This is a genomic window from Aerococcus loyolae (assembly GCF_002871915.2).
Lineage (GTDB): Bacteria > Bacillota > Bacilli > Lactobacillales > Aerococcaceae > Aerococcus > Aerococcus loyolae.
In genome coordinates this window covers 479,233-496,092 of the sequence record NZ_CP126958.1, presented here as the reverse complement: position 1 = coordinate 496,092, position 16,860 = coordinate 479,233, and the positions used below count along the sequence as shown (strand labels likewise).

The 16,860-nt window shown below is 44.3% G+C and carries 12 protein-coding genes; all 12 read right to left on the bottom strand.

All coding sequences use genetic code 11. The features are described from left to right. Window positions 1-8 precede the first annotated feature (8 nt). The 12 genes from holA to CJ190_RS02145 all read right to left on the bottom strand — a co-directional run bounded on the left by holA (window position 9) and on the right by CJ190_RS02145 (window position 16,779). Window positions 9-1,028, bottom strand: coding sequence for a DNA polymerase III subunit delta (gene holA / locus CJ190_RS02200; protein WP_064293543.1), 1,020 nt, complete (start codon window positions 1,026-1,028; stop codon window positions 9-11). 61 nt (window positions 1,029-1,089) lie between these two features. Then, window positions 1,090-3,414 carry a DNA internalization-related competence protein ComEC/Rec2 gene (locus CJ190_RS02195; RefSeq protein ID WP_064293542.1) on the bottom strand — a complete coding sequence of 775 codons (2,325 nt, stop codon included), beginning with the start codon at window positions 3,412-3,414 and terminating at the stop codon, window positions 1,090-1,092. 1 nt (window position 3,415) lies between these two features. After that, window positions 3,416-4,162, bottom strand: coding sequence for a helix-hairpin-helix domain-containing protein (locus CJ190_RS02190; protein WP_082888727.1), 747 nt, complete (start codon window positions 4,160-4,162; stop codon window positions 3,416-3,418). Window positions 4,163-4,255: 93 nt separating this feature from the next. After that, window positions 4,256-4,837, bottom strand: coding sequence for a 16S rRNA (guanine(966)-N(2))-methyltransferase RsmD (rsmD, locus tag CJ190_RS02185; protein WP_224783431.1), 582 nt, complete (start codon window positions 4,835-4,837; stop codon window positions 4,256-4,258). Window positions 4,838-5,020: 183 nt separating this feature from the next. Next, entirely contained in the window at window positions 5,021-5,887 is an 867-nt protein-coding gene (locus CJ190_RS02180) for an LPXTG cell wall anchor domain-containing protein (RefSeq protein ID WP_070598031.1), read from the bottom strand. 507 nt (window positions 5,888-6,394) lie between these two features. After that, window positions 6,395-7,522, bottom strand: coding sequence for a DUF5633 domain-containing protein (locus CJ190_RS02175; protein ID WP_064293539.1), 1,128 nt, complete (start codon window positions 7,520-7,522; stop codon window positions 6,395-6,397). Between the two features lie 452 nt (window positions 7,523-7,974). Next, the gene (locus CJ190_RS02170; protein ID WP_060777855.1) at window positions 7,975-8,283 is read right to left on the bottom strand and encodes a YlbG family protein; all 309 of its coding nucleotides are present in this window, start codon (window positions 8,281-8,283) and stop codon (window positions 7,975-7,977) included. A 35-nt stretch (window positions 8,284-8,318) separates the two neighbouring features. Then, window positions 8,319-11,753, bottom strand: coding sequence for a pyruvate carboxylase (locus CJ190_RS02165; protein ID WP_180754108.1), 3,435 nt, complete (start codon window positions 11,751-11,753; stop codon window positions 8,319-8,321). 76 nt (window positions 11,754-11,829) lie between these two features. Further along, complete coding sequence (locus tag CJ190_RS02160; protein WP_168162776.1) at window positions 11,830-13,110, bottom strand: FtsW/RodA/SpoVE family cell cycle protein; 1,281 nt, start codon at window positions 13,108-13,110, stop codon at window positions 11,830-11,832. Between the two features lie 478 nt (window positions 13,111-13,588). After that, window positions 13,589-15,427, bottom strand: a complete 1,839-nt coding sequence (typA, locus tag CJ190_RS02155) for a translational GTPase TypA (RefSeq protein ID WP_064293538.1) — start codon at window positions 15,425-15,427, stop codon at window positions 13,589-13,591. 202 nt (window positions 15,428-15,629) lie between these two features. Further along, window positions 15,630-16,424 (bottom strand): inositol monophosphatase family protein, encoded by a 795-nt coding sequence (locus CJ190_RS02150; RefSeq protein ID WP_070598030.1) that lies wholly within the window; start codon window positions 16,422-16,424, stop codon window positions 15,630-15,632. Window positions 16,425-16,506: 82 nt separating this feature from the next. Continuing rightward, window positions 16,507-16,779: a UPF0223 family protein gene (locus CJ190_RS02145; RefSeq protein ID WP_064293536.1), complete on the bottom strand. Its 273-nt coding sequence runs from the start codon at window positions 16,777-16,779 to the stop codon at window positions 16,507-16,509. Between the last annotated feature and the right edge of the window lie 81 nt (window positions 16,780-16,860).

Below are 16,860 nucleotides of genomic sequence, written 5' to 3'. Positions count from 1 at the left end.
ATAACTAACTAAGCAGCAAAACGCAAGATAAACCATTCAATGCCTAAGTTAGGGTCTACCTGGCCTGACTTAATCTCATAATCCAACTCCACCAAGTCCTGGTAGGCCGCCAATAATTGCTGGCCGTCGTAGGAGCGCATTTGTTTCATACTCATCTTGACCCGGTAAGGATGGGCACCGAGGCTCTTAGCAATAGCTCCTTGGTCATAACCCGTGCGCGCTAAAAGAGCAATTTGACTAAAAAGGCGGAAGTTCGCCTCTAAGAGGGCCAAAATCGCAATGGGCTGGTGTTTTTCCTGGATCAGGGTCCGATACAAGTCCAAGGCCGCTTCCAGGCGGTGGGCCATGACATAGTCGGTCAAATGGAAGATATTATTATCCAAGGAAGGCGACACCACGGTCTCCACATCGTGCTTGCTAATTCGGTCTTCCTGACCCACAAAGAGAAAAAGCTTCTCCAATTCATTCATAGCATTGGATAATTGATAGTTGGTTCTCTCCAAAAAGAGCTGTAAGACTGAGCGATCCATCAAGTAGCCCGCATTTCTGACATAGTCCTTAATATAGTTAGTCGTAGTCGACTCATCAGCCAGGGAGACATCGACCAGATTGGCAGCTTTTTTTAACTGCTTCACCACCTTCTTGCGCCCGTCTAATTTCTCAAAGTCACAGACAAAGACTAAGGTTACGTCAGGAGCCGGTTCAGCCAGATAGTCCAATAGGGCTTGGGTGTTTTCCTCCTTCTTCCCCTTCTCTGTACTTAAAAAGATCGGCTTAGTTAACCAGATAATCTTAGGCTCAGAAAAAAAGGAAATGGTATTGGCCTCTACCAGGGCCTCTTCTAAGGAATGTTCTTCTAAATCTAAGCGGACAAAGTTAAAATCACTGACCGCTTTTTGGTCCCCAATGACCGCTCGGCTTAACTGATTTTCAAATTCTTGGATCAAAAACTTCTCCTCCCCTAGTAAGAGGTAGATGGGATCCACTTGTCCTGCTTTTATTTTCTGTATGGTGCTTTGAAAAGTCATGACGCCCCTCCTCACATCCCATCTATTTTAACTGACAAGGCCGACTTTGTCATTAAACAAGTCAATCTCCAATAGAATCTTCTTTTCCCGCTGCTTTTACTGTCTTAAAACGATAGTATCTTCCCAGGTAAAAATAATGGATAGCCCCATCCTGGTCAGTCCGAAAAGTCGTCGCCTTAACTGCGGCTAGATCATCGACTACCCGGTCACTAGGATGGCCGTAGCGGTTATTCTCTCCCACTGAAATCAAAGCATAGTGGGGTTGCCATTGGGCGATTAGATCACTAGGGCTGGAATGGTCAGAGCCGTGGTGGGCTACCTTCAAGACATCGATCGGGTCTTTTATCTTTTCTGCCATTTGTGCCTCAGCCTCCCCATCAATATCCCCTGTAAAGAGAAAAGTCAAAGGACCCATATCTCCTAACATAGCTAAGGAATTTTCATTCTCCCCTGCTCCTGGATCTTCTGGCATCAGAACCTCCAAGGTCATGGACCGACTGAGAGTCAGACTTTGACCAGCTTGGAGCCAGACGACTTGGATATGGGGATTTCTACTGGCTTTAAGCGCCTGATCCAAGACGGTTAGAACTTCATGGTCTTCCTGCATGCCAATAGGTAAATAGAGCGTATCCACCGAGATTTGACTAATGATTTCAGGTGCTGACCCATAGTGGTCAAAGTCCCCATGGGTTAGAAAAAGCCCCGCTAGTGAGCGAACTCCCTGGGCAGCTAAGGCAGGCTGGATCTGGCTTTCAAACAAGGTTCGCCTGGGACGCTCTTGCCAGCCTTCTTTTGGAAAACTGGGTCTGCCAGCCGCATCAATCAGGTAGGCCGAGGCAGAAAACGGCGGTTTGATGAGGATACAATCCCCTTGACCGATATCTAAGACCGCCACCTGCCCTAAGGGAGATAAATAAGGGAAAAGATATAAGGCTAAGAGAGCCGAAGCCAAGGCCAGCCAGCCCCGTCCTTTCCTCTTAGCTAAGACTTGCCGGTCTAGCCAATAAGCGAGCACTAAGCAATAAAACAGGATAAAGACAAAGGGCATGTGGCCGGTTAACCAGTAAAATCCCGGAAGGTCACTAAAAAAGACCGACACTTTCTCTAGATGAATAATCACCCAGGTTAGGGGCCAGGTCACTAGGGGCACTAGGAAGCCTAAGCCAACTATCCCTAAGCCCACTACCAGGAGAAGGCCTGGAAAGAGGCAAACGGAAAACAGCCAGGAATAGAAGTAATTCACCCACAGGGCCAACCAAGAGAAACCTGCTTGACTGAGAATCAGAAAAGGAATGGTGACCAAGGTACAGGCCAGGGAGAAGATGAACTCTTCCTGCCAGGCATGCTTAAAGGGTGGCGCCTGTTTTATGACTAATAAGGTGGCAGTTAGGGCATAGGACAACTGAAAGCCTAAGGAAAAGATGGCCTGAGGATGGATTAGAAGGATAAACAATACCGACCAGGCGAGGCCAGCCCAGGAATCGACAGGATGATTAGCTCTTCTTTGGATAAAGGCATAAAGATAAGAACCAATGGCCCGAATCATCCCATAGGGCAAGCCTAATAAACAGCCATAAAGCAGTAAAACCACTAAGGCGATCCATTGATAGTATTCCACCAAGACCCCTAGCCGCAAGAGGGATCGCTTCAACAAGGCTAATAAATAGTTGACATGAAAACCAGATAGAGAAAATAAATGAATAATCCCAATTTCCTGGTAGGCAGCCATGGCGGATGGGTCAATGCCTGACTTATCATTCAGAAACAGGGCCTGGAAGTAATCCGCCAAGATCCCTAAGTCCAATCCCTGTAAATAGGAATAGATGCTCTGGCGCAGGTTGGGCCAAAAATAAGACCAATAGGGTAAATCAGCCAGCCCTTGTGCCCTCTCCACCTCAAAGACCCAATAAATATTCTGCCGGCTCAAATAGGCTTGGTAGTCAAAACCATGAAAATTACGCTGGCCACCTGGAGAAGTTAATTGACCCAGGAGACTAACCTGAAAGGATCGTCCTTGATCTAACCAAGCCGCCTGCTCAGCCTCAGATTTCAAGTAATAAAAGGCTTGAAAATTCTCCCCGGTGGTCAATTCTTGGCCCGTAAATTGGACTAAGTCTCCCTCCACCTTCAAGCTATCGATAGCCACTTCTAAAGTTAAAGCAGCCTCCCCAGCGGTAAAGTGGGAGGCTCTTTGACTAAGGAGATAAAGATAAAGGCCCATAAATAGCTGACTAACAAGCAACCATTTAATTAGTCCCTTCTCCTTTAAGGCAATCACCCGGCCCCAGTACCAGAGATAGAAAATAAGGGTCCAGACAGATGGCGCTAGGGCAAGGGCTGTTAGTAACAGAACGCCTAAAACTAACCAAAAAACTTTCGTCTTCATCTTAATTCACAGTAATTTGTTCTTTGATCTTCTCAAAAGTCTTGTCCCCAATACCAGAAACTTCGGTAATCTCCTCAATCTTTTGAAAAGACCCCTTACTTTCCCGGTATTGAATAATATCAGCCGCCTTCTTCTCCCCAATGCCTGATATTTCTTGGAGTTGGCTGGCGTCAGCAGTATTGATATTGATCTTCTGACTATCTTCCTGGCTACTTCCTGCAGTTGGGCTATCCCCGGGCACAATAGGAGTTATAGCCACCAAGTCTTCCGCTCCCACTTCTTCATCCAAGGCCGGCACATAGACCACCATCTGGTCCTGGAGGCGCTGGGAGAGATTAATCCGCTTAGAATCGGCTTGGGCATTGAGTCCACCAGCTAAATCTATGGCATCAAGGACGCGGTCACCCGCCTGAACTTGGTAAAGGCCAGGGGACTTGACTGCCCCCTTAACATCCACATAGATTAGATCGTCTCCCTGGTCCTGTGAATTCCCAACTTCGCTATCTTCTGCTTGGTCTGTCTCGGACGACTCCGACTGGCTATTGTCCTCTAGATCAACTGAATCCACCAAGGCGGTTGCACTTACTGGAGGTTGACCCGCTGGATCAAGCACCCGGTCAAAAACAAAATAAAACAAAGCAGCTACCAATAAAATCCCAGCGACCAAGGCTTCAACCAATAATTTGCCATAATTTTCAATAATTTCTGCAAAAGATAAGTTCTTTAAATCTTCCCACCATGCTTGCATAGCGACACCTCTTTCTCTACTTATTTATCCGTAAAGAAAGCATCAGTTAACGAAAAAAGCTGACTTCAATTTCATGAAATCAGCTTGAATTTCCTATGCAGCAAAACGATAGCAAACTACACGAGTATGGCCATAGGTTGCGTTTTTAAAGGCATGTAAATTTCCCACGGTGTCAGGCAGGTTATCTTGACTATCCAGCTCACAAACTACCGTGACTTGGTCACTGAGCCAGCCCTCTTCCTGGAACTGAATAAGCAAGTCTTCTAAATGTTGGCCCTTATAAGGTGGATCTAAGAAAACCCAGTCAAATTGTAAGTTAGGAGCCTTCTTCCGCAAAGACTTCAACTGCTTTTGGTTGTCACCCTTCAATAAGTGGTAACGCTCTTCAATATGGGCCTTAGCCACATTCTTAGCGATCGTTTCTTGAGCCTTACGGAAGCGTTCAAAGGCATAGACCTCATCCGCTCCCCGCGAGAGCGCTTCTAACCCCAGAGCACCTGACCCCGCATAAAAGTCAAGGACAATTCCGCCATCTAGGTATTGGCCAATAATGTTAAACATGGATTCCTTGATCTTATCTGTCGTGGGCCGGGTATTCGATCCTGGCACTGCTTGTAGGGGGATCCCCCCAAATTCACCGGCAATAATCCGCATCTTGCCACATCCCTTCTCAATTCGCTATTCATTATAGCACAGTCATTTGCTAAGAGAGGACCGATTCATAGCCCTTTTCCCGCTATAAACAAAGAAAGACCTTGGCACTAAAGCACCAAGGTCCGCTAGAGGGAGAGTAAGATATTCTTGCACCTTTATTTAAGCAATTTAGATACTATTAACTATCGCTTAAGGTCTAGTTAATTATTTACGACGACGGAAAGATAGAGCTGAACCAGCAGCAACTAAGGCAACACCTAAGCCAGCAACGGAACCAGCAACTACACCAGTAGCTGGTAATTTAGCGTTAGCTTTTTGAGCTTTAGCGTCTTTCTTAGCTTTATTATCTTTCTTAGCTTTTTCGTTAGCTACGACAACTTTAGAATCTTTGTCAGATTTCTTCTTGTCATCTTTCTTAGATTCGTTTTTCTTAGCTTTGTTGTCTTTGTTATCTTTGCTGTCTTTCTTGTCTGAATCTTTCTTAGATTCGTCTTTCTTGGTGTCGTCTTTTTTCTTGTCGTCTTTCTTAACTTCGTCTTTTTTATCTTCTTTAGCAGGAGTTTCTGCTTTTTCAACGTAGCTGAAAGTTGGGGTCCATTTACCTGAAGCAGTTTGAACAGCATCAACATGGTTGTTTACTTGTGCTAATGCAGTACCTTCTAATTGAGAACGTTTAAGCATTGCTTCACCAATTTCGATAGCAGCTTTTTTGGTTTCTGCTTCGTATTCGTATGGTGAGTGGTTTGGATCTTCAACTGTTTTTTCTTCTGGTTGTGCTACAGCAGGGTTACCAGAAACGTTTGAAGGTACACCATCTTTGTCTAAACCTGGTTTAAATAAGTTTGATGAGTTATTTTCTTCAACAGGTTTTACTTCTGGTTTTGCAGGTGTAACTTCTGGTTTTACGTTTACAGCTGGTTTACCAGAAATACTTGTAGGCACGCCATCTGCGTCTACTGGTGTTACAAATGCGTCTGCTGCGTGAGCTACAGAAGCATCAGCTGCGAATAATACACCTGCGGCTGCAGTTGTAGCAGCTGCGCCTAATAATAATTTTTTCAAGTCTTTCATAATAATGACCTCCCATTACAAAATCTTATGTTTCTTTGCCAGTGCACTAGTAAAGAATGTCAGCTTATTTTTCGCTGAACTTTCGTGCAAGTAAATTTTTTATCTCCCTCTATAAATTAATTTTAGTACATATTCAATTATATTCAAGTTATACTTCGTAAAATCTTCACACTTTTAGCATTTTCCGGATAATATTTCATATTTTTGACACAATAAAGCTAGTATTAATAAGGATTCTAATCTATATTTACAAAATTTACAATTTAATTACAAAAATGTTAATTTAACAAAGTTATTCTTTATTTCTATTTCTTTTTATGATTTTTAAAATTTTAAGCAAAAAGTGTTGATAAAGAACTTTTAATTCTCATCAACACCTAGGTACTATAGAATATACAAAAAACCTTGGCGCCGAAGCACCAAGGTTCAGTAGAGGGAGAGTATGATATTTTGCACGCTTTTTAAGCAATTAAGATATTATTAACTACTCTCTAAAGAGCTAGTTAATTATTTACGACGACGGAAAGATAGAGCTGAACCAGCTGCAATTAAAGCAACACCTAAGCCAGCAACAGAACCAGCAACTACACCAGTAGCTGGTAATTTAGCATTAGCTTTTTCAGCTTTAGCTTCTTTATCAGCTTTTTGGTCTTTTTCGTTAGCTACTACAACCTTAGGATCTTCTTTCTTAGCATCTTTTTCAGCTTTTTCGTCTTTGTCTTCTTTATCTTCTTTTTCAAGTTTGCTGAAGTCAAAGAGATCTTCTAATTCAGTATTAGCTTCTACTTGTAATTGGATGTAGTATTTGCCATCTGCACCTACTTGAATGTCGTAGCCTTCGTTTACTGGATCATTCTTGATTGCAGTTTCTGCAGCTACGAAAGCGTCTGCTAAGGTGTCATATGCTTTATCTGGATCGAATTCAAATTCTGGATCTTCTTCTACTAAACCACTAAAGTCAAAGAGATCTTCTAATGATTTTTCAGTATCTTCAGCAGGTTTTTCGGTATCTTCTGCTGGAGTTTCTTCAGCAGGTTTTTCATTTTCTTCTGCTAAACCGCTAAAGTCAAAGAGATCTTCTAAGGTTTTTTCGGTTTCTTCTGCTGGTTTTTCATTTTCTTCAGCAGGAGTTTCTTCTTTTTCTACATAGCTGAATTGTGGAGTCCATTTACCTGAAGCAGTTTGAACAGCATCAACATGGTTATTAACTTCTGCTAAAGCAGTTCCTTCTAATTCAGAACGTTTAAGCATAGCTTCACCAATTTCGATAGCAGCTTCTTTAGTTTCTGCTTCATATTCATATGGTGAGTGGTATGGATCTTCTTCTACAACTTCTTCTGGTTGTTCAACAGCTGGTTTTTCAGAAAGATTTGCTGGTACGCCATCTTCGTCTAAAGCTGGTTTAAACAAGTTTGAAGAATTGTCTTCTTCAACAGGTTTTACATCTGGAGTTTCAGTTGTATTTTCGTTTGTATTTTCTTCAGTAGGTTGAGTAACGGTAGTAGGTACTCCGTTTTCATCAAATTCATTTACAAACATTTCAGCTTTAGCAACTGCAGCATCAGATGCGAAGAACACACCAGCTGCTGCGGTTGTAGCCGCTGCGCCTAATAATAATTTTTTCAAGTCTTTCATAATATTGACCTCCCATTACAAAATTGAGTGATAGATACACTACGATATGTAATTGTTATATTTAATATTTATCTTTCTTTGCCAGTGCACTAGTAAAGAATTTCAGCTTTCTTTTAAGCTGTGATTACCGTGCAAAATTTTATCACCGCTCTCCCTCATATATCTTATTTTAACAGATATTTTTATTTTTTGTATGAATAAAGCACATAAAATTCACAATTTAATCATATTTTATAAAATTACTAAAATATGACACGACAAAAACCATTCATAGCAAGCATTTTGTATGTTTCTAGATAAATTATTAAACAAATTACATTTTTATGACAATTGTCATCATTGGGTCAACATCACTGACATTGTAGGTTTTCTTTTAACTTTATTTAGCTTTCCGCTAACTTTTATTTCTAAGCAAATAAAAAACGCAGCAGGTTTTCTGCTACGTTGGTTGTTTATTTCGGTGGATAGATAAAGTCCTCGAATTCCTTGATGACTTTGGCACGGTCTTCTTCACCGTCTAAGGCCACTGTAAAATCCATGTTAATGGTCGCTTTGGGAGAAACAGTGACTTTGATGACTTGGCGGACTTTCTTGAGTCCCTCGACGGCTTCCTCTACCTGGTCCTTATCGACATAAAGAATGGCGTATTTACGTTCCTTATTCAGGTAGTGAAGGTAGCCATAGCGTTTCAATTGCCGGGTTTTTTGGGTGGAATTCAACCAGACGACGAGTTCTTGCCGTTGGGTATGAGAATTGGTCATGGCACCAGGCTCCTTTCTTTGAAGTAATTATTTTCTTATTCAGTTTCTAATTCAATTAAGAGATCTCCGATTTCAACTTGTTCGCCCGCTTGGACAGTGACTTGGCGGACCTTGCCGGCTTTCGGTGCCTTGATCGTGGTTTCCATCTTCATGGCTTCAGTCACTAAGACCACTTGGCCAGCACTGACATGGTCGCCTTCACTGATTTCCACCTTGAGAATCGAACCGGGCATGGTTGCCGCAATGTGGTTGGGGTTATTGGTATCTGCCTTGGGACGACTAGCCACCACATTGGTGTAATGGGCATCTTGGACAGCAATTTCCCGCCGTTGACCATTCAAGTCGAAGTAGATAATCCGTTGACCAGAGTGGTCGGCTTCCCCAATTTCAATCAGGCGAATAAGGAGGACCTTGCCTTTTTCAATTTCAACGGTAATGGTCTCCCCTTGCCGCATGCCATTGAAGAAGGTTGGGGTATCGACATTAGAAATATCACTGTAACGGGCGAGCTTGTCGCGGTAGTCGGTGAAGACTTTGGGGTACATGAGATAGCCGAGCACGTCTTTCTTGTCGACTTCATCGCCCAATTTTTCGCTTAAGTCTTCCTTGACTTGGTCAAAATCAACCGGTTCTAAGAGATCACCAGGACGTTCTTCAGTATAGTCAGCCCCCTTGAGGATGATATCCCGGACATCCGCTGGGAAGCCACCTGCGGGTTGACCTAATTTACCTTGGAAGAATTCAATCACGGAATCAGGGAAATCGATGGTCTTGCCCTTTTCATAGAAGTCTTCAATGGATAGGTCATTTTGAACCATGAAGAGGGCCATATCACCGACCACCTTAGAAGATGGGGTCACCTTAACGATATCGCCAAAGAGTAAGTTGACATCGTGGTACATGACCTTGACTTCTTCCCAACGGTCCCCTAAGCCTACGGAAGCGGCTTGTTGTTGGAGGTTGGTATACTGGCCTCCTGGCATTTCGGTCCGGTAAATTTCGGTTTCTGGGGTTTTTAATCCAGAGGCGAAATCTTCATAATAGGTTCGCACACCTGACCAGTATTGGTTCATGGCTTGGGCGTTCTTCACGTTAATCGTTGGCTTACGGTCATTGTGTTCCAAGGCATAGTAGAAACTGGTCATACTTGGTTGGCTGGTAGTTGAGGAGAAGGCTGACGTGGCCACGTCCACAATATCAATGCCAGCGCGAACTGCTTCGGAATACATCATAATCCCATTACCCGAGGTGTCATGGGTGTGGAGATGGATCGGTACATCGATTTTGTCTTTTAATTCAGAAATCAGGACATAGGCTGCTTGCGGTTTCAAGAGCCCCGCCATATCCTTAACAGCGATAATGTCGGCGCCCATGGTTTGGAGTTCCTTGGCTAAGTTGACATAGTAGTTAAGGTCATACTTGCTTCTGTTAGGGTCTAGGATATCTCCGGTGTAACACATGGCGGCTTCGGCAATTTTCCCAGTTTCCTTGACGAATTCCAGGGGGCGTTCAATTTGCTTGGACCAGTTCAAACTGTCAAAGATTCGAAAGACATCGATCCCCGTTTCAGCCGCTTGTTTAATAAATGCTCGGAGGACATTGTCTGGATAAGCGGTATAACCCACGGCATTAGATCCTCTAAAGAGCATTTGCAGGAGGGTATTGGGCATAGCCCGACGGAGTTTCTCTAAACGAACCCAAGGGTCTTCCGTTAAGAAGCGGTAGGCCGTGTCAAAGGTCGCCCCACCCCAGACTTCTTGGGAGAAGATGGCTGGGTTAGCCGCTTCCATTTGTTTAGCCGCTTTGAGCATATCGCGAGTCCGCATCCGGGTCGCGATCAAGCTTTGGTGGGCATCCCGCATGGTGGTCTCAGTTAAGAGAACTTCCTTACTGTCATGGATATAACTTTGCACTCCTGAAACGCCCTCTTGGTCAAGAACCTGTTTGGCACTTGGTCGGTCTAAGGCGACTGCTTCTAAGTCAGGAATGTGGGCCGGACGATAATGGGGCTTGTCTTTTTGTTGTAAACCTGGGAAACCATTGACGGTCGTGTCCCCAATATATTGGAGGATCTTATTGCCCCGGTCGCGGTTACGCTCCTTAGGAAAGTCGAAAAGTTCGGGGGTATTGTCAATAAAGGTTGTGGTGGCTTGGCCACTGGTAAAGGTCGGATGGGTGAGCACATTCATTAAGAATGGAATATTATTGTGGACACCCCGGATCGGGTATTCCCGTAGCCCCCGGACCATCTTGCGCACGGCATCTTCAAAGGTCATGGAATGGGAAACCAGCTTGGTTAAGAGAGAATCATAGTAAGGCGAAACCTCGGTATTGGTATAACCATTCCCAGCATCTAACCGTAGACCAAATCCCCCCGGTGACCGGTAGGTGTTAATTTTCCCGGTATCAGGGAAGAAATGGTTGGCAGGGTCTTCCGTCGTGATCCGGCATTGGATGGAATAGCCAATCAGGGGCATGTCTTCCTGCTTAGGAATTTCTATCTCTGCTAAAGTCTTACCCGCTGCGATTTGGATCTGGGCTTGGACAATGTCGATCCCGGTAATTTCTTCACTGACCGTATGTTCCACTTGGACCCGGGGATTGACTTCAATAAAGTAAAAGTCATCACCAGAAACCAGAAATTCAACGGTCCCCGCATTAACATAATTCACATTTTCCATCAATTGCCGCGCGGCTTCACAGATCCGTAGTCTTAAGTCATGGTCTAAGGAAACGGATGGCGCCATTTCCACCACTTTTTGGTGGCGACGCTGGATCGAACAGTCCCGTTCCCATAGATGGACCACATTGCCGGCCTGGTCGCCTAAGATTTGGACTTCAATATGCTTAGGATTTTCAATGTATTTTTCTGCATAAATTTCGTCGGAACCAAAGGCAGTCTTAGCTTCACTTTTAGCGGTATGATAGGCTTCTTCCACTTCATCGTCAGAGCGGACTACCCGCATCCCCCGGCCACCGCCACCTAGGGCAGCTTTGACCATAATCGGATAGCCAGCCTCCTTAGCAAAGGCCTTGACCTCTTCAACTGATTCCACATCCCCTTCAGTCCCGGGAACTTCTTGGATGCCCGCCTGATGAGCAGCAGCCTTGGCCTTAATCTTGTCCCCAAACATGTCTAGGGTATCGGTATTTGGTCCAATGAAGATAATCCCCTCTTCCCGACAGCGACTAGCAAATTCTTGGTTTTCAGAGAGAAAACCATAGCCGGGATGGATGGCATCAGCCTGGGTTTCCTTAGCGATGCGGATAATATCTTCAATGTCTAAATAGGCATCAACAGGTTTCTTGCCGGCGCCAACCAGGTAGGATTCATCAGCCTTAAAACGGTGGACACTGGTTTCATCTTCACGGGCGAAGATAGCCACAGTTTCAATGCCTAATTCATAGCAGGCCCGAAAGACCCGAATCGCAATCTCGCCACGGTTGGCGACTAAGACTTTTTTAATCATAATATTCCCTCCGTTAATGCTTGAATCAGCTTTGCCTATGAAAGCGGTTATAATAGCCTCATTATAACACAAGAAATTAAGAAAGCTGTTGAGCAAGCACCATGCGGCGGTTACGGTAGTCAATGGCTAGGGCCAAACCTACCATAATTCCAGTTGTCATGATTGAGGAACCCCCGTAGGAAATAAAGGGGAAGGTAACCCCGGTAATGGGGATAAGACCAGTGATCCCGCCCAGGTTGACAATGGCCTGGCTGAGGAAATAGAAACCCACGCCAATCATGACCAATTGGTAGAAGTTATTTTGAATTTTCTTGGCCCGGTAAAAGATATAAAAGGTGAGATAGAAATAAAGGGCCAAGATTACAAAGAGCCCAATAAAGCCGTACTCCTCTCCGATGATCGCCATGATAAAGTCGGTATGGGCTTCAGGCAGGTAGCCGGTCTTTTGGATACTGTTGCCTGGCCCTTGCCCCAGTAAGCCCCCCATGGCTAAGGCATAGAAGGAATTGACTAGTTGCAGCCCCGAGCTCTTGGCGACTTTGAAGGGGTCAGTAAAGGAAATAAAGCGTTGGATCCGGTAGTTGACGTCCCCTGAGCCCGAAAAATCGAAGAGGTTCAAAAGCCCGATCACGAGGACATAGGCTAAGGCGCCTAGTCCCAAGGCTCTGAGGGTATACTTACTGGAAATTCCTGAAGCTAAGGTCATGCCTCCTAAGATTAAGCCTAATAAGAGGACTCCCCCCGTATCTGGGAAAGTGAGAACCAGCCCCAGCCAGAAAAATAAGGCCAAAGGAAGGACCAGGTTAGCCTTCACTGTCTTAAGGAAGCCCTTATTCAAGATTGCCAGGCGATGACGGTCTAGGTAGTCGGCCCAGAGCAGAATCATCACGGGCTTAAGAAATTCGACCGGTTGAATCGATATCGGCCCCAAGATAATCCAGCCCTTGGCCCCATTAATGGCTGGCATCAGGAAACGCACCACCAGGAGAAGAACCGTCATCACTAAGAGTAAGCCACTTCTGAACTTGGGTTTTCTGAAATAATCGGGCTTAAAGCGATAAGTCACCAAACCAACAACTGTCCCAATGACAGCAAAAACAAGCTGGCGGACAATATAAGTGGTGGCCGATTCATAGCCAGTTTCCTGGAGGGACCGGTAGCTGGAAGCCGAAAAGACTCCAATCAAACCGAGCACCAGCAAGAGAAAACTAGGAATCAGGATATGCTGGTTTAAACCCCAGGAAAAGTTTTGAAAAATCGGATGGGAAAACTTGGCTTTTTTTCTAGCCTTTTTACTTTTTTTATTGGATTTTTTTGGGCTAGTCTTGTCTTGACTAGCTGAATGAATCAATCGCATCAAAACGCTCCTCATTGATTAACAATTTTACGGTTTTTATTTTGTATTAGTGAATAAGTATTATGAAAAATTAGTTTTAGTAAATTGTTTTGAGCAGTAGTGGCGCTTTGAAAGTTGGGCCTTAGCCATGAACAAGCAAGCAATGTGAATTATGGATAGTAGGCGCCAGCCGTACTAGCCATTTGAAGCTTGCTAGGTGAGGGAAGATAAAAGTAGCTAGCTTGTCTATGCAAGCTTGAAATATATCTCTAAGTTGCTTTGCTTCAAGAGCTATAGCTGCCCGAGCCGATGCCATGGCTCTTCAAGTCCTAAATTTCAAAAGCAGAACGAATGCTTGTCAACTCTATTTACTAAAGATTACATGCTGACCTATTTTTCAATTATAGCATAGCTAACATGAAAAATAATGAGACCAAAAGAAAAAGGCCAAGACAAAAGTCTCAACCTTTATTCGACTAGCCCGCTTCAATCAGTAAACTTAGTCGTTTTTCTTTTTACGCTTGTTGTAACGGGCCCGTTCGCTCTTGTTCAAGATTTGTTTACGGAGACGAACATTTTCTGGAGTCACTTCACAGTATTCATCGTCATCCATAAATTCAAGGGATTGTTCCAAGTTTAGGATCCGTGGTGCCTTGATGGTAGCAGTTTGGTCCTTAGTTGCGGAACGGACGTTAGTTAAGTTCTTAGAGCGAACAATATTCACGTCAATATCCGCTTCACGGGCATTTTCTCCGACAATCATGCCTTCATAGACCTCGGTCCCCGGTTCAACAAAGATAGTTCCGCGGTCTTCAACTTGCATGATCCCGTAAGTAGTTGCCTTACCAGTTTCGGTAGATACTAAGGCCCCATTACGACGACCACCAATTTCTTCCTTAATCACGGCTTGATATTGCTCAAAGGTATGGTTTAAGATCCCGTAACCATGGGTCATTTGTACAAATTCAGTAGAGTAACCAATCATCCCCCGGGAAGGTACTAAGTATTCTAAACGAGCGGTTCCCCGGCCGGTGTTTTCCATATTACGCATGGTCCCATGACGTTCATTTAAAGATTGAATCACGGCACCTTGGTATTCTTCCGGTGTATCGATTTGCACCGCTTCAAATGGTTCACATTCTACTCCGTCAATAACCTTGCGGATAACTTTTGGCCGTGACACTTGAAGTTCAAAGCCTTCACGACGCATGTTTTCAATCAAGATGGAAAGGTGGAGTTCCCCACGACCAGAAACCACCCATTGGTCTGGTTGGTCGGTATCTTCAACCCGTAAGGAAACGTCGGTGTGAAGTTCATATTTCAACCGTTCTTCAATCTTACGTGCGGTCACCTTATCCCCTTCCCGACCCGCAAATGGTGAGTCGTTGGTTAAGAAGGTCATTTGTAGGGTTGGTTCATCAATGTGTAAAGGTGGAAGTTTTTCTTGGACTTCGGTATCGGTCACGGTTTCACCCACATAGATATCTTCCATCCCGGAAACGGCAATAATGTCCCCGGCCTTAGCTTCATCGATTTCAATCCGGTCTAAACCGAGATAACCGAATAATTTAGTGACCCGGAAGTTCTTTTGACTACCGTCTAACTTGTTTAAGGTCACGGTATCGCCCACTCGGATGGTTCCCCGGAAGACCCGGCCCACTCCGATACGTCCGACATAGTCATTATAGTCGAGCATGCAGACTTGGAATTGGAGGGGTTCATCTTCATTATCTTCTGGAGCAGGAATGTTTTCCAGAATACTATCAAAGAGCGGATCCATGGTTTTTTCTTGTTTTTGGGGGTCAGGAGCTAAGCTTGAAGTCCCGTTCACCGCTGAAGCATAAACCACTGGGAATTCAATTTGGCTCTCATCGGCACCCAGTTCAATGAAGAGGTCTAAGACTTCGTCAACCACTTCTAGGGGACGTGCAGCGGGTTTATCGATTTTATTAACCACAACCACAGCTGGCTTACCCGCTTCAAAGGCCTTTTGTAGGACGAAGCGGGTTTGAGGCATGGTCCCTTCAAAGGCATCTACCACTAAAACCACGCCATCCACCATGGTCATAATCCGTTCCACTTCCCCACCAAAGTCGGCGTGGCCTGGGGTGTCCATGATGTTAATCCGGGTGCCTTTATAGTTCACGGCGGTGTTCTTAGCTAGGATAGTAATTCCGCGTTCACGTTCAATCGCATTGGAATCCATGGCACGGTCAGCCAGCTGGGTACGCTCATCCAGTGTATCTGATTCTTCTAAGAGTTGGTTCACCAACGTTGTCTTCCCGTGGTCAACGTGAGCAATAATTGCGACGTTACGAATATCATTGCGATTTCCCATTATTTTAATTCCTCCAAACAAAATAATAATGAACTTGTTTTGATTTTCTGTTAATGCTTTTGGTTTTTACAGACGATTCATTGTAACACTCATCTGTCTAAAATCCTAGTTTTTTTATCAGTTGGGAAAAAACTAGGATCTATCCGTTCGACTGCATTCAAGCAAAAGCAAATTTTACAGCTGATGGACAAGAGCGACTCCCCTAGTCATCTTCCTGTACTGAGCGTTCATAGAGGTCGCGGAAGGTCTGATAGGCGCTAGGATAGGCAATCACAGAAGCATTGGCCTGCATAAGATTAAGGGCTTGGCCATCGAGCTGGGTCAGTTTTAAAGGACTTTCATTGACCAAGGCCACTCCTGCCGCTAAGTCCCAAGGCTTAAGGGCTAAGGCAGCATACAGGGACAGTTCCCCTTTTAAGACATTGAGGATTTCCAAACCCGCACTGCCGTTGTAGCGAATCCCTAGGGACTGACTGACCAGGTCTTTAGCGTGGTAGCGGTCATCGAGTAAGATTTGCCGGTTAAGAGCGATTAGACTCTCAGAAATGGCTAAGTCGTCATAAGGGACTTGATAGGGTTGTCCATTACGTTGGATTCCTTGGCCCTTGACAGCTGAAAAATAGTCGTCATTCATCACGTCATAGATGGCGCCAAGTTGGACATCCCCGTCCAGGGCAAAGGCCACCATAATAGCAAAGTGATTATGCTGGCAGACAAAATTTGTGGTCCCATCAATGGGGTCAATGATCCAGACTGGCCCATTCAAGTTATCAATCTGGCCTTGCCCACCCTCTTCACCTAAGATCTTATCTTTAGGAAAGTGATCCTTAATCTGACTACGGATAAATTTTTCGGTCGATTGATCGAGATTAGTCACTAAGTCTTTAGGATTGGACTTGGTTTGAACGATCAAGGGATTCTTCAAACCTTCAAGAATCTGATCAGCAGCTTGGTAAATCCACTGTCTCACCAATTGGGCACGTTTATTTAAATCCAAAAGATTACCTCCTTTAATATAGATAGTTTCCATTTAATCCTGCCCTAGGCTCTTTATGCTAGACTTAAAAGAGTGTATAGCTTTAGGGCATTTTTATTGTTTTACTGGATTCTTGCTGGGCTTTCTTCACAGTAGGATAAAGCTCATAGCCAGACGCTTGGGCAAATTCCTTAGCTAATTGTTTTTCTTCCATCTTACTTGGTATAATTTTCTTAAAGCCCTTGTACTTGTCGAGAAACTCCTGACGGTCAATACCGCCTTCATAAGCCGCCTCCAAAGCAACCCATAAAGCAATCACATCAGCAATCTCTTGACTAGAACATTCAAAGGGAAAGGGATAAGAATAAGCTTTCATGTTTATTTCCTCTCTTAATATTAACTATATTTATTATAGCAAACAAAAACAGCTAATAAAAAAATAGAGTGCGACAAGCGC